Source organism: Streptomyces sp. NBC_01477 (assembly GCF_036227245.1).
GTDB lineage: Bacteria > Actinomycetota > Actinomycetes > Streptomycetales > Streptomycetaceae > Actinacidiphila.
Genome location: NZ_CP109445.1, coordinates 2,804,880 through 2,823,831, shown reverse-complemented (window position 1 = coordinate 2,823,831; position 18,952 = coordinate 2,804,880). Strand labels below are relative to the sequence as shown.

Sequence of the window (18,952 nt, the reverse complement as noted above, 5' to 3'; positions counted from 1 at the left end):
GAGGGCTGGGGGATATGATTCTTACCTTATGAGATGGTAGCCACACCTGATGACCGTCGCGCCCGAATAGTTGCAGACCTTTATGCCGATGTGGCCGGTCTCATTGATGTCCTTCGAGTAGGTTTCACACGTACCGTTGGAGCTGGGATCATCCCCCTTGAACAATACCGTTCCGTTTATAGGGTCGCTGACGTTGGGCGTGTAGATGTAGCCCCTGACTCCGTAACCGTCTGCCGCGTCGTCGCAGACCTGCATGCTGTCGCCATTTTCCGTCCAGTAGGCATAGCCGGAAAAGTCGTCCGTCCACGTTTTCGCGTCATAAGACCACGAAGTCCCTGAACTTACGTACATCCCTGCCGCCACCAGTCCGAGCAGGGCAATGTACCTACGCTTCATGTAACTCTCCTCGCACGTCGCCTGGCCTGCTCAGGAATTCGCGCAATCTAACGCGAGCACGCCATTTACTGTAAGCTAACATCGCTACGCCGTGTCGATCAGTCCGAATGGTGCCACAGTATGGCTGATTTGAAGTCTTGACATCGCAGCGCCCGTCCTTCGAGTGGTGATTAATCCGCCTTGTTGTGCTTTTCGGGCGGTGCTCAGCGAAGCGGAGGCGTACTCGGTCGGCGCTGTCCCCAGGTCCAATACCGTCTTTGTCATTCCTTGGTTTGATCTTTAACATTTCAACCGTTGTGGGCGATGAGTGCGGTTTCACGGCGGATGAATTTTCCCACGCCATGGAGGGGAGGATTGGTGCTTCTACAGCCTCCTGGCAAAACCAAGGCCCTCAACGTGCCCGGGCGTGATGTGGCGAGCGCCTGTCACAATCAGGAGCTACCCCAGTCACCGCACAGAGCCGCCTCACGTAACCGACCGGGACAGACTCGTGGAACAGTCCCGCCGCGCACCTGCTGGGCCAACTGGCCGGTCAGTCCGGTGCGCTCGATCACGACGCCCTGGACGCTCTGCCCCAGCGGTACGCCACCGCCCACGTGCGCGGCCTGCTGGTCACCGCCGGGATACTCCCGCCGCGCGACGAGAACCTCGCCCTGCTCACACCAACTGGTCGGCCCGGACGGTGGCCGGGCTGCCGCCTCACACGTCAGGCGCCATAGGCCCGTTCGCCGAGTGGCACACCATCCGCGACGCTCGTCGCCGCTCGGCCCGCGGCCGTTACACCTAATACTCCAGCTGTAGATCGTGATCTTTATGTCTGTGCTGCGGCTTGTCGCTGGTAGTGGCCGGCCTGTGATCGTGCCTGGTGGCGGCGTCGCCAGTCGGACCAGCCGAGCCGGTGGGCGAGGTCTGTCGGCGGCCGGACGGTGACGGTGAGGAACAGGTGCTGGATCTCGTTGCAGGTCAGCGGGGTCAGGTCGGCCGGTCCTGGCCGGTGGGCGTGTTCGTCGGCGCGGACGACGGCGAGGAAGGCATGAGCCAGCATGGCGAGGGTGACCCAGCGGCTCCAGGAGGGGTAGCGGCGGACCTGGTGTTCATCGAGTCCGGCCAGGCCCTTCTCGGTCTCGGAGGGCTGCGCGACCACCTGCGTCTTCCCTGGTCGGGACGGTTGCGGCGTCCGCCGGAGGGGTCGTCATCGGTCGTCGTCGGCCACTACCGAGCACCCTCGGACGGCCCAGCGACGGCCCAGGAACTACGAGCCGACAGGCAACTCCCGCGCGCGCATGCGGGCTTGGGCACGCAGCTCCTTTAGCTGCCCATGGAAGGCGTTGCGCCTGTTCTGATCCAAGTTGAGCGGAAGGTCAAGTTCAGAGATGAGCTTCGACTCGAAGTCCCACGGCTCGGCCTGCTCAACCCAGCACACTCGCGCGTTGTCCACCATCCACTGACTCAGCTCGGCTTCCCCAGCCTTGCCGAAGGTCATCCGTTTGCCGCTGCCCACACGGCGCAACTCAAGCCCGAGCAGGCACCCAAGGGTGAGCCGCAGCGTCGAGCCGGCCGCGTTGCCACGGAAGTGATACCGCACCCGCTTCCGCAGGTTCTGCGTGCTGACCCGGTTCGCCATGTACCGCGGCGCTATGCCGACATACAACAGCCGCCCGGCTTGCAGGTCCGGGTGCGGCGCCCCGTCGAAGTGCCACCCGTAGACCCCAGCCACCGCCGGAACAGGACTCGGCCGCGTCAAGACCTCGCGCGCCGACCACAACCGCTCCGGACGGATGAGAGGGACAACTTCCATGACGCCTCCAATCTTCCAACGACCGAAGCTCGAAGGTTATCCGTAGCTGCCAACAGAGCACTCCCGTCCCCGAGAGGGGCGATCCTCTCCAACGTGGGTAGCCGTTGAATCCTCACGTCCTTGACCCCCAGCTTATCGATTCAAGGGGTTCCGCAGGTCAGACGCATTCTGAGGCACGATCAGCCGCTCACCTGCGCTGGTGTTGTTCGGCTGCGCGCATAGCGTGTGGTCCCAAAGTGCTCCCAAGCGCACGGCTCCGGAGGGCCTGCGCCTTCCAAGGCTTCGGCAGCTCAGAGCCGTGGAGTCGGCGGGCCGCCCGCTGTCGGTCCACGGACAGTCCGCTGAACGGCGAGGTTGGCTGCTCCCAGCAACCGACCGGGAGTCGCGCTGGGAGGGGCCGAGTTGTCAGTGCGCTGATCTAAGGTCAGGACATGACCACGAGCGTTGAGGGGATCAGCCCCGGCGATGTGCGCACGCGCACGGAGATTCGTGCGGTGTTCGGAGGGAGTCCGCAGGGTGGGATCTGTCCCTCTGCGGCCATGCGCAGCGTGAACCTTTATTCGGACCCAGACGTCGGAGAGCAGGCCGGGTACTACGACGGATGGTTGGCCGAAGAGGACGAGTTGGGCTCCGTCTTCGAGTACACCGGTGCCGGGAAGTCCGGTGACCAGACCTTCGAAGGGGTCGCCGGCTCAGGGAACAGGGCGATTCTTCGGCACGCGGAGCAAGACCGAGTGCTTCGCGTGTTCACACGAGTCGGCAAGCTGCCCGGCACCGATACGAAGACGCACCGATACCTCGGGGCGTTCACCCTGGACGGGGGGCAGCCGTATGTGTGGCGCAGGGTCCATGGCGAAGACCGCAACGAGCGGGATGTCCTCGTCTTCCGCCTGCGTCCCGAGGGTGCTGTCCAGCGTGCTACGCAGGACGCTATCCCCCCGGCTGAGGAGACCACCGCGGAGTTCGTGCCGTTCCAGGTTGTCACCGCGGCGATGTTCCAGACCGACCCTGCAACAAGCGGTGCGCTGCCACTTCCCAAACAGCACGCACGTAAGGGAAGTTCCTCGCGCAAGGCAGCCCCTAACATCGAGACGAGCGGCACTTTTGTGCTCCCTGAGGCATTCAGTACCAAGCTGAGTCTCCGGGCTGCCGCTGCCGCTACCATCGCCGTGCGCCACGAAGCGCTGCTGACGCAGGCGTACAAGGCACACTTGGATGCTGCTGGGCACAGGACCGGCGCCTTCCAGATCAAGGTGAAGGGCCTCACCTCAACGCTCCGTACAGACCTGTATGACGCGACGGACCACGTGCTCTATGAGGCGAAGGGGTCGAGCTCCCGAGAGGACGTGCGGATGGCTCTCGGCCAGATCCTCGACTACAGCCGCTACGTCAAGTCGGCAGAGCACGAGGGTGAGCCCACGCGCGTCATCCTGCTGCCAGGTGCCCCAAGCCCCGACATGTACGCCCTACTCGATCGGTATGACGTCGGGGTGGTGTATCGCTCGGATGATGGCCGCTTCGTCGGAGACGTAGTTGCTCGGGTCGGTGAGTAAAGCCGGCCTCTGCTCTGTCGCCTGGCCGTTGGGGTGGCGACAGAGCAGGAGGCCTTGCCAACCGTTGCCTAAATTGTCCACAGTTTGGAGATTTTTCCCAACGGCGTGGTGCCAGAATACGGGATGAGGTCGAGCGGATTCATCCAGGCATCGGAAAAGTGGATATTCAGGTGCAGGGCAAGTGGGAGTAGTATGTCTTGATCGGGCTCGGCGTCGATCTGGAGAAGTGCTGCACCTGCTATCGGGGACCTGAAGAGCGAACCGTTACGCGGATCACCCCACTGTAGATGTCCCTTGCCAGCAACCCACACGCTGTCTGGCCACTCGACGGGATTTCGGGTTCGACACCACTCGATAAGATGGTCACCGATGGTACTCAGTGTAAGGCTGTCGAATGCCACGATCATTCCGGATGTCGGGAAGTAATCGTGAGTCGCTCCGTATGCTTTAGTCGACCGTGGAATCATTCCGGGGATCGGCCGGAATGATGTCTTCGGGAGTCTTCGCATCTTGCTGATTTTGGCGCACGCGTCCGCGAGTTGAACTCCGTCAAGTTTCGTCTTCACTTCGACCATGCCATACACGCATTCGTTCGGAATGATCCGAAAGCCGTTAAGGTTGGTGAAGGGAGGAGTCCCACGATCAATGAGCACAATGTCACATTGCGGCGACACTTCGCCGTTCGCTGCGATTACTTCCGCATTGTGCACGGCTTCCACATGGGCCGGCAAATAACCAGACAGAAATTCCTGGATGAGGACTTCGCGGGATGTCCCAGCTTCGCCGTTGTGGTTGAAGTTTTTCGACTGCTCAAAGTCGGCACGCATCCTCTTTGCGACTGAGCTGAGGATCTTGCCTAGTTTCTCTGCGGTCATGCATGAATCTTAGGGGAGACTGTTCGCCGCTTGGCCGCGATGACGGGTTTGCCGAGGGTAGTGGGGGTGCTGCTGCCTGCTGGGGATGCTGTGCTTCATTGCCGTGCAGTACAAGTTTGGAAGACCAGTGCGGTGCCCACGCGGTGACCTCGTGCGGCGCCGTACAGGGCTTCCGGGGCATCCGGCCCGCTGTTCCCCGTGTTTCCCCCTCAGGCGGGCACGTGGCGGGCACGCGGGGCGCGGACTGTCCGGCGGGCTAGAACGACCTGAACATGTCCTCGGGCCAGCCCTCCGGGAGCTTGTTCGCGAAGACCGCATAGGCCGGGCCGTACTCGCGCTGGGTCACGAGGCATTCCCACTGGTCCAAGTCGTGATGCAGGTAGCGCCGGAGCAAGTTGAGGAACTGACGGAACTCCTCGTCCGACAGGCAACCGGTCGGTTCCTGGCTGGCGTCCATGGCGCCAGCTTATCCGCGCGATGGTGGACGCATCAGCCCTCGTCGTCCTCGAACTCCTCGACGGAGGGCGGTACCCACGCCTGCCGGCCCCGGTCTGCCCGCCACGCTTCCTCGACCCTGGCTTGGGCTGCCGGGTGCTGGCACTCGACCGTGTGTGCGGGGATCCTCGGGCCTGGTGGGTCGGTGGCTTCGTCGATCTCCGCTAGCTCGTTGGCCAAGCGGTTCCAGCAGCGGTCGCACAGCACGACGTCTAGTGGCAAAGTCCCCCGCCCACACGCCGGCTGGCCTGGGTCGCGGCACTCCTCGCATACAAGGTCCTGGTTGGTGCGCTCTCTCCCCATACGTTCGAGAGTGAGCACCTGTATGCGGAGAGTAGTAGGGTGATATCCAGCCGATCTTGGGGGGAAATTCTATGAGTGTCGTTCAACCAGATGATGAGTGGTACTTCAAGGAGGGTGACGCCTGCTTCCTTTGTGGGAAGGGGGCTGATGGCGTTCCGGCCGTCATGTGGAAAGGTTCGGGTGCGGGCTCAACGGTCGTGACGTTGCTCCTCCATGGCGGCTGTGCCGGAACCTTTACCCTTCGCCTCGCCCGCGACGCCTGGGAGGTCGAGCACCGGGCAGGGCCTGATACTTACACGCTGACTCGTCCGTAGCGCCCCTCACCTCCTCAGCTCACTACCCTCTGGCTGGCAGGCGGGATGGAAGCTCCCACCCCCACCACGACACTCCCGCACCCGCCGAACGAGCCCCCGTCCATCTCGGAGCCTGAGCGCCCCCGCCGGAGGCATCACCACCCACTCGCCTCCGCCTTCCTCTCCCTCCTTACCTCTTGGTCGCCGTGGTTCCCGGGCGCTGGTTGACACCCCTGCTGGGCCTGGATGGCTGGTGGTGCGGGACGTCTGGGGGTGGGACGTGGTGCTTCTGCTGATCCGGGGGTGCTGTGCTGGCAGGTGGCGTGGGGTTGTCGGCGTGTTTGTGCTCGGTCCGGCGGTAGGGGTCGGGCAAAGCGTGTAGCGGGGAACCCCGTGGCATTCCTGGCGCGGGGCCGGGGGCCGCGCGGCGCGGGCCGGAGGCAGGAGCGCAAGCGCGAGCTCCCGAGCGGCCGCGGTAGCGGCCGATGGGGTGTTTCCCGTAGCGACGGCTGGAAGCCGATTGTACCGGCCAGCCGGGTACCCGAAGGGTAAGAGCTGCCGGACAACATCCATCCGCCCCAAGGCGGAGGCCGTCCCCGTGGGCCTGGGCAGCAGCCCCCGCCGGCACCTCCTGGGAGGTTTCGCCGATCGCCTTCGCCGACCCCGCGCGGGACGAGGGTTGATCACTACGCAGGCCCGAAGGCCCGGGAGCTCCGCGCTCCGCGACGATCCCACCCGAGGGAATGACCGGCGCCCTTCTCCCCTCCCTCTCCCCGCCAACGGCGGGGAGCTTGAAGACGTAGAGAAAGTTTGAGCCAGGAACCCCGAGCCTCAGAGAGGGTAGGCGAGTTCGAGGTCGTCGCCGGGGAGTTGGAACTCTCCAAGGCGAGGGGCTTGTCGTGCTCGTTAAGAGTGACGCGGAGGATGGTCAGCACCGGGAGGCGGAGGGCCTGGGCCTGGTCGGGGAGGGGCATCCTCGGGCGCAGGTACTCCGTGAAGTGGAGTTCGTGGCCCAGGTCCGCGACGGCTGCGTAGAGCCGCGGGGCCGGCGGGGGCGCCTCGTCCTCGTACTTCGTGCTGATCAGGATGGAGAACGGCACATAGGTGCGATGGAGCTGGCGGAGGCCGGGCTCGGCGGTCTGCAAGGCGTCGTACGTGTACAGCGGTTCGCCCGGTGGAACGCGGAGGAGATCGGCCAGGGCGAGCGGGGCGTCCATCCGGACGGCGATCGGTTCCTCCGGCTCGACGGGAGTTCGTCTCCCGCCCCGCACCCCAGAGGAGTTCAGAACAGTGGCAACCCTTTCGATCGACACCGCCAAGTTCACGGCGATCATCTGCGCTGTCCCTCCGGCCCCGCGTGTCGCCAACCGTGAGACTGGACAGCTCCGCGTCGACCGCGACACCGGACGGACCGTGTTTCAGGTCGGCCTGTGCCTCACGTCCATCGGATCGGCCGACGGGGTGAACGTCAGCGTGGCCGGGGAGCCGAGCGGCATACAGCTCGGGATGCCTGTGCAGGTGAGGGACCTCGTGGCCGTCCCGTGGGAGAACGAGGGACGGCACGGCATCGCCTTCCGGGCTTCCGATACGGCCGCTCGCCGCCCCGCCCGCGTCCGCCGCTCCCAGCAAGGGGGCCGGTCCGTCCCACGGCTGGCGGCTTCTGGTTCGTCGTACGGCTGCTGCCCGGCCAGGTGCCGCAGGACTTCGTCAAGGCCGCGCCTGCGATGGCCGAGACGTGGCAAGTGCACGCGGTGCGGGTGACAGCGTGGAAGCCGGGTTACGTGCGGGTGGCTGCGTCGGCTGCGGACCCGTTGGCCGCGCCGCGAATACCTTCCCAGCGGGGGAGTGGCGTTCTGCTGAACGTAGCCGTGGGCGTCCTGGAGACCGGGGCCGAGTGGGTCATCGATCTCCGGCAGATACCGCACTGGCTCATCGTCGGAGCCACGCGATCCGGCAAATCCACGCTGATCAACGCCTTCGTCGCCGGCCTTGCACCCCAACCGGTCGCCCTGGTCGGGATCGACTGCAAGGGCGGCATGGAACTGTCGCTCAACGAACCGCGGTTGTCGGCACTCGCCACCAACCGCACGCAGGCGGTCCGGCTGCTGGCGGCCCTCGTTGACCTCACCACTGACCGAATGGCGATCTGCCGTGCGGCCAGGGTGCGGAACGTCTGGGGTCTGCCTGACGCGTTACGGCCAGTCCGCGTCGTCGTGATCGTGGACGAGTTGGCGGAGCTGTTCCTCATTGCCAACCGTGGCGAGAAGGATGAAGCGCATGCCGCCGGGACCGCGCTCATCCGGCTGGCACAGCTCGGGGCCGCACTCGGCGTTTTCCTGGTCGTCGCGGGACAGCGGTCGCGAGGGCGGGTGACGCCGACTTCTCCGCGTGGCGGCGCAACATCGTCCGCCTGAACGGCTGCACCAACCCGGTTCACCTCGTCGGGGCGTCCGCGTTCGTCGACGTGGCGAGCGGCGAACTGCTTTGGTCGTACGGCTCGCAGGCGTACGGCGGCCGACTGCTCGTCGCCTGCGGAAATCGGCGGGCAAGCGTCTGCCCGACCTGCGCACGCGTCTACCGGGCCGACACCTATCAGCTCATCCGGGCCGGACTCGTCGGCGGCAAGGCAACGCCGGCCAGCGTCGGCGGGCATCCCCGCGTCTTCGCCACACTCACCGCCCCCGGCTTCGGGCCGGTCCACACCCGACGTGAGCGGGACGGCCTTGTACGCGTCTGCCGACCGCGCCGGGCGGGGGAGCGCTGCCCGCACGGGATGCCGGTCGGCTGCGGCGAACGCCACCACGCGGACGACTCCCGACTCGGTGAGCCGCTGTGTCCGCGTTGCTACGACTACGCCGGTGCCGTCTTGTGGCAGGCGTCGGCCGGTCGGCTCTGGCACCGGTTCGCGCTTGAACTGCGGCGGGAGTTGGCTCGGCGGGTCGGCCTGTCGCGTACGGAGTTCGCCGACTCGGCCCGGCTGTCGTACGCGAAGGTGGCCGAGTACCAACGGCGCGGGTTGGTGCACTTCCATGCGGTGCTCCGGCTCGACGGTCCGGAGGGTCCTGAGTCGGCTCCGCCAGGATGGGCGACGACCGAACTACTCGCCGACGCCGTACGGGAGTCGGTCGGCCCGGTCCACCTGGAAGCGCCGGGGACAGGGATCGTCGGCCGGCGCGTGCTGCGGTTCGGGACGCAGGTGGACGTACGGCCCGTCGCGGAGTTCGGTACCGGTGACCTCACCTCGGCGGCGGTGGCGGGCTACATCGCCAAGTACGCCACCAAGGGTGCGGAGGCGGCCGGGGCCGTGGACGGGCGAATACGTCACGCCCGGGAGCTGGTGGTCCTGCCGGTTCGACGGCACGTGCTGCGGATGATCGGTACGTGCTGGTGGCTCGGCGGCCTGCCCGACTTTGAACCGCTCGGACTGCGGCGCTGGGCTCACATGCTCGGCTACGGCGGGCACTTCTCGACCAAGTTGCGCCGCTACTCGACCACTCTCACGGCGTTGCGGGACGCCCGTACGCAGCACCGCGCGGACCAGCGGCGTTCCGCGCTCGGCCTCGACGGGCGAGCGACGGTAACCGCCGGAAGCTGGCGCTACGCCGGGCGCGGTTACTCGCCGGAAGCGGCTCTCCTCGCCGCGTCGGTGCGGGAGGGCGGTGAGCGTCATGGCGCGTGAGCGCACGACTGGGCTGCTCACCGTGCGGGAGGTCCTGGAAGAGCTGGGCGGCATCTCCCGGCGCACCTTCTACCGCTGGCGCGAACTGGGCCTCGCCCCGGCCTGCATCCGCCTCCCGAACGGGGAACTACGGGTCCGGCGGACCGTGCTGAACGCCTGGCTGGAGACCGGGCGGAGGGCGCGGCGTGAAGTCGTACAAGGTCTCCGTCTGGAAGCTGAGCGTCAACCGCTCGGCCAAGAAGCCGACGTACCTCGTCCGCTGGTCGGTGGACAAGGCGCCGTTCCATGAGGTCTTCAAGACGACGGCGCTCGCGGACCGCCTCCGCGCGAAGCTGCTCGGCGCGGTGGAGACGGGCGAGCCGTTCGACACGGTGGCCGGTCTGCCCGACTCCATGCGGGGCGGTAAGGCCGCGCTGTCGCTCTTCGACCTGGCGGTGAAGTACCTCGATCACCGGTGGGCGGAGGCGTCGGCCAGGCACCGCGACAGCATGACGGACGCACTGGCGTTGGTGGTGCCGGTGTTCGTCAAGCCGTTGCGGGGCCGCCCCTCGGGCGACGTGCTGCGGAAGGCCCTCAGGTCGTATGTGCTGCTTGTACCGCGGAGGGGGCGGGAGCGTCCGGAGGACGTGGCGGCGGCGGTGAAGTGACTCCAACGTGCTTCGCTGCCGGTTGGCGAGCTGAATGAGCTGGCTCGGGTTCATGAGTTGGTCGAAGCGCTGGGGCGCAAGCTGGACGGCACGCCGGCGGCGACGCAGACGTATCGGCGTCGTCGTGCGGTCGTCTTCAAGGCGCTGGAGTACGGGCTGGAGCTGGAACTTCTCTCGGCGAATCCGCTGACGCGGGTCCGGCGGAGCGGGGCAAGCGGGCTCTCCAGGAGGTTGACCGGCGGGTGGTGGTCAACCCGCGGCAGGCGCGGGAGCTGTTGACGGCTGTGACGTACGTGGGTCGCTTCGACCGGGCCAGCGGTCGCCGGTTGCGGGCCTTCTTCGCGTGCCTCTATTACGCGGCCTTGCGGCCGGGCGAGGCGCTGGGCCTGCGGTTGTCGGACTGCACCTTGCCGGAGACCGGCTGGGGCCGGATCGAAGTCGCCGAGACGCGGCCCTCGGCCGGTAAGACGTGGACGGACTCCGGGGAGGCGCATGATCGACGCGGCTTGAAGCAGCGCGAGAAGGGTGAGGTGCGGGTCGTGCCGATCCCGCCTCCGCTTGTCCGGCTGCTCCGGGAGCACGTTGCCGAGTTCGGCACGGCGGACGACGGGCGGCTCTTCCAGAGCGAGTACGGGAACGTGGTGGCGACCTCGTCCTACTCCCGGGTCTGGAAGCAGGCGAGGGAGCTGGCCCTGCTCCCGCCCCAGGTCGCCTCGGCCATGGCAGCTTGGCCGTACGACCTGCGGCACGCGGGCGTCTCCCAGTGGCTCAACTCCGGTGTTCCAGCGCCGGAGGTCGCCGCCCGCGCGGGCCACTCGGTGGACGTGCTGTTGAAGATCTACGCCAAGTGCATCGACGGCCAGGAAGCCGAGATGAATCAGAGGATCATGCAGGGCCTTGGCGAGGCGGAAACTAGCACTTGGTGAGGCAGCATGTCGATGAGGGCACCTGGGCGACCGGGTGCCCTCTCGTTTTTCCAGCACGTCTCCACTCGGGGATCATTCGAAGTGCAGTATGGCGAACATCGAGTAGACCACCCCGCCGTGGTGAGAGCACGCTCCCTGCTTCCCTATAGATGTGGATGGCCAATTGTCTGCGCAGTGTGGTGGAGATGGCATCTGTACCGACGTTATGGTTTTGGGCGTCGCTAATACGTTGTGCGCCATCGCGACGACGTCGGAGCCGAAACACCCAGAATGTTTGAGAACAACGCCTGCGACCGTCCCAAAGAGCTGACGTCGCTCACTGTAGGCCGCCATGATCTGGCCTTCGTTGGTGGTCTCGGGAACGTAGCTGTCGTTGGGAAGCCGCGCCAAGATCGGGTCTCCGACAAGGGGGACCCGCACAAGATCGGCCCGAGGCCGCGCGGCTTGATACGAGTACTGGGGCGCTTCGCACGCCGCGTCGGCCTGCGAACCCCTCCAGCGTGACCACGCCTCCAAGGCGATGACCGCAAGTACGACAACCAAGGCGGCTGCCATCCCCCAGCGTGTCCGCTTGGCGAGTTGATCTTGGTGTTGCCGCATGGCAGCCCACTGTCTCTGCTTCTGCTCGATGACCCTGCTGCGGTCTGCTGCGGTCGTGTGGTGTCGGCAGGCGCCATACTCCGTCGACTGCAATTTGCACGCTGCGCCTTTGGCTGTCGGCCGTCCACAGCGTCTGCCGGAAGTTGCTTGCTTCTGCGGGCGATAGGGACGCCGACGGAGTGGGCGCCCGGGTCTTCGTGGCATGAATGGTTTATACCGGGCTGTCAGTTGCTGCGTAAGGCGAACGCAGATGATGCTTACGGCCTCAGGTCGTGCTGTGGGGTGCCCCGGCCGCTTGGGCAGCCGGACCTCAGAGCGCGTTTGAGATCTGGCGTGTCGGCTGTTCGGGTGGATCGTTGGGCTGGGTGTGAGTGGTGCGAGGCGGGGTTATCCGTCCGATCTGACCGATGAACAGTGGGCCCTGGTCGAGCCGTTGCTGCCTTCGCCGCGTACGGGTTCGAGGGGCGGGCGGCGGGAGAAGCACCCGCGTCGGCAGATCGTGGACGCGATCTTGTACATAGCCCGGACGGGCTGCCAGTGGCGTTACCTGCCCAACGACTTCCCGCCGTGGCCGACTGTGTACTGGTACTTCACCTGGTGGCACGACGACGGCACGGTGGAGAGGATCCACGATGCGCTGCGGGTGAAGGTTCGCCTGGCCGAGGGCCGGGCACCGGAGCCAACGGCGGCACTGATCGACTCGCAGTCGGTGAGGGCCGCCGACAGCGTTCCCGCCTCGACCAGCGGCTTCGATGCGGGCAAGAAGACCAGGGGCCGCAAACGGTTCATCGTCACCGACACCCTCGGCCTGCTCCTGGCCGTCCATGTCGTCGCCGCGAGTGTCCAGGACCGCGACGGCGGGAAACGACCGCTGCTGTGGACCCGCCTGGACCACCCCACCGTGCTGAAGTTCTGGGCGGACCAGGGCTTCGCCGGCCGCCTCGTCACCTGGGCAGCCGACACCTTGCGCCGCGAGGTGGACATTGTCCGCAAACAGCCCGGACAGCGCGGCTTCCAGGTCCAGCCCAAGCGGTGGGCGGTCGAGCGGACCTTCGCCTGGATCACCATGCGCCGCCGCCTGGCCTGCGACTACGAGCGCAAACCCGCCCACGCAGAAACCATGATCCGCTGGGCCATGACCGACGTGATACTCCGCCGCCTCACCCGCGGACGACCCGCCACCCGCCCCGGCCCCAAACCCCTACGACCAGCTCCCTGAGCCGATCTCAAACGCGCTCTCAGATATGCCGTGACCTGCCGAATCGAACCCTGGAGATGCGCTCAAGATCATTACGCTGTCATCACGTGATCACTGGCAAACGGCTGCTGCGAGCCGCATCCGGCTGCGCACAGACGAAGACCCCGCACTCAGCGGCGTGGCTGGTGGCGGGGTCTTGACACACTTACACAGTGTGCCCCCGGCAGGATTCGAACCTGCGCACACGGCTCCGGAGGCCGCGACCATTGCAAAAGTCTTCGCAGGTCAGCGCCATACCTGACGCTCCGTCGGCTCTCTCGGCCCGGAGATGGCCCACAGCCCGCGACTGTCCGCATTTGTACCGTTTCTGTTCTCCGCTCCAGTGTCCGCGGGACGCAGGCCACCCTTGAGAGCATTCCATGTGTTGCCGTGGTCCATGCGGGCGAGGACGGCGGCGAGGGCCTGCTCCCAGGTGCCAGCGACGGCCCATTTGATCAGCTGTTTGTGAGCGGTCTGAACGAGCCGGTACTTCCACGCAATGGCCTCGAGTGTGCGGCGGCGGTCGGCCCACCGCCGTCCGCGATCCGGATCGGCTGGTACCAGCGGCTCGATCCGGCCCCGCATCGCATCAGCGATCACTAATCGGACAGGCACGCCTGATTCTCTGCTAAGCCGACCAAAGAGCCACCCTGTGGTCGTACAGTGTCCAGCGGTGTACCGGTGCGGGGAGAGCTCCGGTAGGAGTGGGGGGCGGTCGTGGCGGACGACATCGGGGTGGGCGAGGCGGTCCAGGCCTTGCGGGACGAGTTGTTGAGTGCGGCGGCGACGGGTGCGTCGAGCGCTGTCCAGTTCGAGGTGGGGCCGATCGAGTTGGAGTTCGCCTTCACGCTGACGAAGGAGGCCACGGCGAAGGTCGGTGTCAGCCGGATCTTCAGCGCCTTGGTGTCGGCTGACGTCACAGGCAAGGTGGGTAAACAGGACACCCACCGCGTGAAGTTCGTCCTCACCCCGAAGAGCGCCTCCGGCAGCCCGCTCCTGATAAGCAACAGCAACCCACCCGAGGTCGGCGAGTTGGACTCCGCCTTCGGGCGCTGAGCGCCGGGGCCACGATGGAGGAGCGGCGGCGGGTCGCCTTGGTGGAGGCCGCGGGACAGGGCTCCGGCTATGTACTGGGCCCACGCCTCGTCCTCACCGCCGGGCACGTCCTGGGTGCCTTGGACCACGCGGCCGTCCGCACCCCCGGTGGCGCCCCTGTCCGCTGCGAAGTTGTCTGGGCCCGTTCCGACGCACCATATGACGCGGCCCTGCTGCTGGCCGACGACGACCTCGTGCCGGATCCGGACCCCGTGCGCTGGGGCACGCTCGTCACGTCGGACCCATCCGAGGTCACCGTCCTGGGGTTCTCCGCGCTCGCCGGCCGCGAAGGGCGGGTCGGATCCGGGGTGTTCCGGGGCTCGGCGGACCCGCTGGAGGCGGTGGAGACCGACCGTTACGTGCTGGACATGACCGGGAACCCGCCGCTCGGCCCGGCGGACGGGTCACCCTGGGCCGGTATGTCCGGCGGGGCCGTCTGGTGCCACGGCGTCCTCGTCGGCGTCGCTGTGGCGGACCTTCCGGGCTGGCCGCACAGCAGGCTGGAGGCCGTCCCCGCGTACGCCCTGCTGGCCGACGCTAGTTTCCGGGAGCTGATCCGCCGGCACACCGAACGGGGCGTACAGCTGGAACCGGCCGAGTTCGCCGATGGCGCGGAGGCGGCGGCTCCGTTGGTGCCCCGGTCCGTGGCCTCGCTGCTCCACCCCCGTGCCGAGACCGTGCGGTTCTCCGGGCGCCGCGAGCTGCTCGCCGAGATGGCCGCGTGGAGTACTGAGGGCGACGACGTATCGCTGGCCCTGCTCACCGGGGCTGGCGGGGCCGGGAAGTCCAGGATCGCCCGTGAACTGGGGCACCGGCTCACTGAGGCAAGGTACGCGATCGTGTATCTGACCCGCCACGAGAACGTGCGCCATCACCGCATGCTCGCCCGGACCACCGCTCCAGTCCTGCTCGTCGTCGAATACGCGGAGAGCCGCGTCGAGCAAGTTCGCTCGCTGCTGGACGAGTTGGTCCGCCGCCCGCGCGGGATCCCCTTCCGGGTGCTGCTCATCGCCCGCGCGGCGGGCCGCTGGTGGGAGGAAGTGCGCGAGAGTAGTCCCGAGGCGGCCGATCTCGCCGAGCGCGCGCGGCGTTGGTCAATCACGGGCACCGAGTCGCTAGGCATGGACGCGCGCGAGGCGTTCCGCACGGCGGCGATCGACCTCGCCCGCGGGGTCGCCGCGCTCGGCCTCCCTACACACCGCGCCCGCTCCGCGGACACGGTGCTGCGCCGTCTGCCGAGGACCGTGCTGGAGATCCATATGGCGGCTCTCGCGGGCCTTCTCGCGCCCGATGCGGCGACCACCGTACGTGACGCCCAGGACACCCTGCTCCGGCACGAGGCCGCGTACTGGTGGAAGACCTCCCGGAAGGCACCCCTCGACAGCTTGGGGGATGCTGTCCTGCGCAATGCTGTCGTCACCGCCACGCTGGTGGGGCCCGTTGGCCACGATCGCGCTCACACGATCCTCAGGCGCGTGCCGCGCCTTGGCGACCAGCCGGAGGCCGTCCGCCACGCGGTCGCCGACTGGCTGCGTGACCTGTATCCCCGCCCCGAATCCACCGACGGCGAGGCCTGGCAGTGGGGCACTCTGGAGCCCGATCCTCTGGGTGAGTATCTAGTGGGCACCCGGGTCGTGGAGGAGCCCGAGATCTTCCTGCGACTCGTCAAAGAGCTGGGCAACGGGGAGATGGTCAACACCCTGGTGGTGCTGAGCAGGGCTGCAGCGTGGACGGACAGGCTGCCAGACGTCCTTCGGAGGGCCGTACGGGCCGCCCCGGGGATGTTGGCGCCCCGTCTGGTGGGAGCGGCGATGCGCAGCGCGGAACCGGCGCTGCTGATCAACGCATTGGACGTGATCCTGGCAGAGGAGCTGCTGCCACCCGAGCAGTTGCAGGAACTCGCGCGACGGACACCTGTGCTGACCCAGGCGCTGGCCGACTGGAGCGTACGGCTGACGCGCCGATTGGCGGAGATCACCGAAGAACGCTCGGCCAGTGACCCGGTGGAGCGCGCGGGCGCCCTGCTCAACCTCACAACGAGGCTCCTGGCCGTCAAATGCCGCGAGGAGGGACTGGGCACCGCAGCATCGGCGCTAGCTCTCCTCGACACTCTGCCCACCGCCCCGGCTCTGCTCAAGGGAGTGCTGCTGGACCGAAGGACTCAAGCGCTTTACGCGCTCGAACGCGCCGAAGAGTCCGTCGTAGAGGGCGAGAAGGCCCTAGCGGAGCTTTCCGGCTGGCGGGCGACGAACCCCAACTACGAGAGTACGACCGCTCTGGCCGGGCTGCTGAACAACCTCTCCTACGGCCTTGCCGCCACCGGCCGCCTCGACGAGGCACTGGACAAGGCCCAGGCCTCCGTCGACATGCGCCGTGAACTGGCCTCCCGCAACGCCGAAGCACGCCCCGATCTCGCCCGGTCCTTGAACACGCTGTCACGCCACCACTACCAAGCAGGGCACCTGGACGAGGCGCTGAAAGCGGCCCGAGAGTCCCTGCACGTCCGCCGGACGGCGGCCGAGGACAGTCCGGACGCCTATCTCACCGAACTCGGGTCCACGTTGAGCCACCTCGCGGAGGTCCTGCTCGATCTCGGCGACTTCACCAGCGTGCGGGAGACACTCCGGGAGGTTGTGTCCGTCCAACAGCAGCTGAACCCCTCCGATCCGGACTCACGACGGTGGGACTACGTGCGGAGCCTCCTGGACGTGGCGGAACTCAGCGCCACCGCCGACGCCTACGAGGAGTCGATAGAGATAGCGGACGAGGCAGTCACCCTGGCCCGGCGGCTCGTCGTGGACCGGGGCCGTGACCACCTGCCACTGCTCGGCGGAGCATTCCTCATGCAATCGAAGACACTGGCCCACGCATCCCGCCTGGCGGTGGCTTACCGGGTGAACAACAAGGCGGCGCAGGTCTTCCGCTCCGTGCTCCGTGACACGACGGACAATGTGCAGGGCCTGCTGACCGCGCTGAACAACCAGGTGACCTTTCTGACGCTCGCGCGCAGGTTCGAGAACGCCGAGCGCGCCGCCGCCGAAGCCGTAACCGTCCTGGCACCGTTGGAGCTGCCGGAGGAGCTCGCCGACGCCCATCTGAGGCACGCCAGAACCCTGCTCGCTCTCGACTGCCTCCCGGAGTTCGAGTCTGCCCGCAACGCGGCCCTGGAGCTCTACCTGCGCCTGGACAGCGAGTCGCCGGGTGGCTATGCGCAAAAGATTGTCGAGGTCAAGTCCTTCGGCCTTGAGCCTCCTCAGCCCCCTTCTCGATAGGCCGCCTCCTCCATTCCAGTGCGCTGCAGCAGCGTTCGACCGTCGGCGGATCCGCGCCGGCTGCCGCGAACCGCGCACCAGCGCTGACCAGTTGAGCGCGGCGATCGAAGCGCTCGGCATCCCCACGGGCGAATGGTCCCGCATGTATTGAACATTCCCAGATCAGACGTCACCCGATCGTGCACCAGACCCCAGCCGTCCTGTTGGGCGGATAGTTGCTCTCTGCTTGGCGAAGGTGGTCCGGACAGTACGTCGCGCGCGGGAAGCTGCTCTTCGTACTGACCAGACCGAGGTAGGTCGAATCGCCCACGGACTTGCGGTTGCAAGAGCACAGACCATCGACACATCAGTTCTGCTGAGCCAGAAGCTCTGGCGGGCCGTCAGCGGTTCCTGTGGCTTCCGGGGCTGTCGCATGGCGGAGGTGTCGGGGGCTTGGATGTCGGACTGCCGGTCGGCCTCTGGGGGGTGGTGCCCAGTTGGTTGTCCTGGGACGGCCGCAGCTTGTCAGTCGGGCGGGCGCCGAGTTCCAGTTCGTCGGCCCATGACTCCATTGCGGAACGTAGGCGGGCGACGGCTTCGGCGTCGAGGCCGTACTTCATGTAGTCCTCGTCGTCCCAGCGTCTTGAGGCGCGCAGCGCCTGAGCGAACATGGGGCGGTCGAAGCCCGGATCGCGCTCTTCGGCCAGGCGCAGAAGTTCCTGGGCCGAGTAGCGTCCGCTGGTGAGCGCAGCGTGGACGTCGACGTAGTCTCGGGCTTCCGCGCGGGAGTAGAGGGCGGAGACCTTGTTGGCGACAGCGTCGTCGGGGTGCAGGACGGGGCCGAATTCCATCATGACGGGCGGTTCAGCGCGCCAGTCGTAGCCCATTTCCACCTTCGTCTGCCGGCCGTCTTCATCGGTGACCAACAGGCGCGCGAAGGAGTCTCCGGATCGCATCACCTCGACCGTCAGTCCCTCGGACGTGTAGGCGTCCCGTACTGCGTTCACAGCAGCGTCGAATCTTTGCGGATCACCCTGATTGGTGAAGAGATCGACGTCGTCGGAGACGCGGTTGAGGATGCCGTGGGCCTGGACGGCGTATCCGCCGGCGAGTACGAAGCCGTCCCCGGCTGTGGCCGCCAGGGCGAGGCGGGTCAGACGGGCGTGGAGGTGGTCCATGCGGATCACACTATGCGGCGGCAGCGGACCTCAGCTGGGGGAATCTCTCCTGCCACAGCGATTTCGCGCGTACGGGGAGCCAGAGCGAGGGCCACAGACGCAGCAGCAATCCTTCGTCGAGGAATCCACGCAGCTCAGTGACGTCCATGGCTTCGCGGATGACTGTCTCGTAGAGGCGACGCCTGTCCTTGTCGATGGCGAGGTCGTAGCGGCTCTGCTGGGACCAGTCCAGGCTCAGGGGCAGGCTGACGATCCCGCTCGTCGGCCCGGTCAGCTCGCTGAGCGACTCGGGAACCGTGTACGGGCGGATGTCCGCGTAGCGCACCCCTGGCTGCATACAGGCAGTATGCCCCGCGCGGCTGGGGAGGGGCGAGCCTGTGCGGGAGGCGGTCTTGTACGGCGTTGCGCTGAAACGGTCAGCTATTGGATTTTCGCCAGCAGGTCGTTTGGGGGTGCCGGCCCGGGCTGAGCGGCACGCCTCCGCTGCGTCGATCGTTGAACAGGTAGAGATGTGGCGAGCGTCATGCGGAATCAGGCAGGACGTGCCAGAAAGGTGAGTGCGGGGAAGCGTCCAGGGAGACCGGGCGCGATGGGGCGGGGCAGAGGCACGTCGGGGAGTGTCAGGC

Annotated in this window: 12 protein-coding genes and 6 pseudogenes; 9 read left to right on the top strand and 9 right to left on the bottom strand. The window is 66.9% G+C overall.

The annotated features are described in order from the left end of the window. Positions 1-21: 21 nt before the first annotated feature. The 3 genes and pseudogenes from OHA86_RS11335 to OHA86_RS11325 form a co-directional block, all read right to left on the bottom strand. A complete protein-coding gene (locus tag OHA86_RS11335; protein ID WP_329174656.1) occupies positions 22-396 on the bottom strand; it encodes a hypothetical protein in 375 nt (124 codons plus the stop codon). Positions 397-1,207: 811 nt separating this feature from the next. Further along, a pseudogene (locus tag OHA86_RS11330) lies at positions 1,208-1,522 on the bottom strand (IS701 family transposase); the annotation flags it as partial. A 126-nt stretch (positions 1,523-1,648) separates the two neighbouring features. Beyond that, positions 1,649-2,194 carry a GIY-YIG nuclease family protein gene (locus tag OHA86_RS11325; RefSeq protein WP_329174655.1) on the bottom strand — a complete coding sequence of 182 codons (546 nt, stop codon included), beginning with the start codon at positions 2,192-2,194 and terminating at the stop codon, positions 1,649-1,651. A gap of 431 nt (positions 2,195-2,625) precedes the next feature. Here OHA86_RS11325 and OHA86_RS11320 point away from each other — a divergent pair, with 431 nt between their 5' ends. Continuing rightward, entirely contained in the window at positions 2,626-3,747 is a 1,122-nt protein-coding gene (locus OHA86_RS11320) for a hypothetical protein (protein ID WP_329174653.1), read from the top strand. Positions 3,748-3,815: 68 nt separating this feature from the next. Here the strand turns inward: OHA86_RS11320 and OHA86_RS11315 are convergent, their stop codons facing one another. The 3 genes from OHA86_RS11315 to OHA86_RS11305 all read right to left on the bottom strand — a co-directional run bounded on the left by OHA86_RS11315 (position 3,816) and on the right by OHA86_RS11305 (position 7,047). Then, entirely contained in the window at positions 3,816-4,622 is an 807-nt protein-coding gene (locus OHA86_RS11315) for a DUF6602 domain-containing protein (RefSeq protein ID WP_329174652.1), read from the bottom strand. 256 nt (positions 4,623-4,878) lie between these two features. Continuing rightward, the gene (locus OHA86_RS11310; protein WP_329174651.1) at positions 4,879-5,079 is read right to left on the bottom strand and encodes a hypothetical protein; all 201 of its coding nucleotides are present in this window, start codon (positions 5,077-5,079) and stop codon (positions 4,879-4,881) included. A gap of 1,320 nt (positions 5,080-6,399) precedes the next feature. Beyond that, complete coding sequence (locus tag OHA86_RS11305; RefSeq protein ID WP_329174649.1) at positions 6,400-7,047, bottom strand: UTRA domain-containing protein; 648 nt, start codon at positions 7,045-7,047, stop codon at positions 6,400-6,402. Between OHA86_RS11305 and OHA86_RS11300 the strand changes: the two are divergent. The 6 genes and pseudogenes from OHA86_RS11300 to OHA86_RS11275 form a co-directional block, all read left to right on the top strand. Then, positions 7,004-7,352 (top strand): annotated as a pseudogene (locus OHA86_RS11300) (SCO3933 family regulatory protein); the annotation flags it as partial. The gene OHA86_RS11305 and the pseudogene OHA86_RS11300 sit on opposite strands and share 44 nt — an antisense overlap. A gap of 85 nt (positions 7,353-7,437) precedes the next feature. Continuing rightward, on the top strand, positions 7,438-8,127 hold the full coding sequence (locus OHA86_RS11295; protein WP_443071699.1) for an FtsK/SpoIIIE domain-containing protein: 690 nt from the start codon (positions 7,438-7,440) through the stop codon (positions 8,125-8,127). Then, a pseudogene (locus OHA86_RS11290) lies at positions 8,070-9,392 on the top strand (replication initiator); the annotation flags it as partial. The gene OHA86_RS11295 and the pseudogene OHA86_RS11290, both read left to right, overlap by 58 nt. After that, positions 9,382-9,581: pseudogene (locus tag OHA86_RS11285) on the top strand (helix-turn-helix transcriptional regulator). The pseudogenes OHA86_RS11290 and OHA86_RS11285, both read left to right, overlap by 11 nt. Continuing rightward, positions 9,578-10,965: pseudogene (locus tag OHA86_RS11280) on the top strand (tyrosine-type recombinase/integrase). The pseudogenes OHA86_RS11285 and OHA86_RS11280 overlap by 4 nt, the downstream one beginning before the upstream one ends. 928 nt (positions 10,966-11,893) lie before the next feature. After that, positions 11,894-12,784 (top strand): IS5 family transposase, encoded by an 891-nt coding sequence (locus tag OHA86_RS11275; protein ID WP_329182362.1) that lies wholly within the window; start codon positions 11,894-11,896, stop codon positions 12,782-12,784. 411 nt (positions 12,785-13,195) lie between these two features. Here OHA86_RS11275 and OHA86_RS11270 read toward each other — a convergent pair. Next, positions 13,196-13,387, bottom strand: a pseudogene (locus OHA86_RS11270) (IS5/IS1182 family transposase); the annotation flags it as partial. A gap of 132 nt (positions 13,388-13,519) precedes the next feature. Here OHA86_RS11270 and OHA86_RS11265 point away from each other — a divergent pair. Together OHA86_RS11265 and OHA86_RS11260 are read left to right on the top strand one after the other, a co-directional pair. Beyond that, positions 13,520-13,858 carry a trypco2 family protein gene (locus tag OHA86_RS11265; protein ID WP_329174647.1) on the top strand — a complete coding sequence of 113 codons (339 nt, stop codon included), beginning with the start codon at positions 13,520-13,522 and terminating at the stop codon, positions 13,856-13,858. Positions 13,859-13,872: 14 nt separating this feature from the next. Continuing rightward, positions 13,873-17,169, top strand: a complete 3,297-nt coding sequence (locus OHA86_RS11260) for a trypsin-like peptidase domain-containing protein (RefSeq protein ID WP_329174646.1) — start codon at positions 13,873-13,875, stop codon at positions 17,167-17,169. A gap of 380 nt (positions 17,170-17,549) precedes the next feature. On the opposite strand, the gene OHA86_RS11255 is transcribed toward OHA86_RS11260, so the two are convergent. Beyond that, positions 17,550-18,326 (bottom strand): nucleotidyl transferase AbiEii/AbiGii toxin family protein, encoded by a 777-nt coding sequence (locus OHA86_RS11255; RefSeq protein WP_329174645.1) that lies wholly within the window; start codon positions 18,324-18,326, stop codon positions 17,550-17,552. Positions 18,327-18,336: 10 nt separating this feature from the next. Beyond that, positions 18,337-18,663 carry a hypothetical protein gene (locus OHA86_RS11250; protein WP_329174643.1) on the bottom strand — a complete coding sequence of 109 codons (327 nt, stop codon included), beginning with the start codon at positions 18,661-18,663 and terminating at the stop codon, positions 18,337-18,339. Between the last annotated feature and the right edge of the window lie 289 nt (positions 18,664-18,952).

What these genes read in the sequence shown, in the direction of transcription:
- OHA86_RS11335 (WP_329174656.1), bottom strand. Translation starts at nt 396, where the DNA reads ATGAAGCGTAGGTACATTGCCCTGCTCGGACTGGTGGCGGCAGGGATG.
- OHA86_RS11325 (WP_329174655.1), bottom strand. Translation starts at nt 2,194, where the DNA reads ATGGAAGTTGTCCCTCTCATCCGTCCGGAGCGGTTGTGGTCGGCGCGC.
- OHA86_RS11320 (WP_329174653.1), top strand. Translation starts at nt 2,626, where the DNA reads ATGACCACGAGCGTTGAGGGGATCAGCCCCGGCGATGTGCGCACGCGC.
- OHA86_RS11315 (WP_329174652.1), bottom strand. Translation starts at nt 4,622, where the DNA reads ATGACCGCAGAGAAACTAGGCAAGATCCTCAGCTCAGTCGCAAAGAGG.
- OHA86_RS11310 (WP_329174651.1), bottom strand. Translation starts at nt 5,079, where the DNA reads ATGGACGCCAGCCAGGAACCGACCGGTTGCCTGTCGGACGAGGAGTTC.
- OHA86_RS11305 (WP_329174649.1), bottom strand. Translation starts at nt 7,047, where the DNA reads ATGATCGCCGTGAACTTGGCGGTGTCGATCGAAAGGGTTGCCACTGTT.
- OHA86_RS11295 (WP_443071699.1), top strand. Translation starts at nt 7,438, where the DNA reads ATGGCCGAGACGTGGCAAGTGCACGCGGTGCGGGTGACAGCGTGGAAG.
- OHA86_RS11260 (WP_329174646.1), top strand. Translation starts at nt 13,873, where the DNA reads ATGGAGGAGCGGCGGCGGGTCGCCTTGGTGGAGGCCGCGGGACAGGGC.
- OHA86_RS11255 (WP_329174645.1), bottom strand. Translation starts at nt 18,326, where the DNA reads ATGGACCACCTCCACGCCCGTCTGACCCGCCTCGCCCTGGCGGCCACA.
- OHA86_RS11250 (WP_329174643.1), bottom strand. Translation starts at nt 18,663, where the DNA reads ATGCAGCCAGGGGTGCGCTACGCGGACATCCGCCCGTACACGGTTCCC.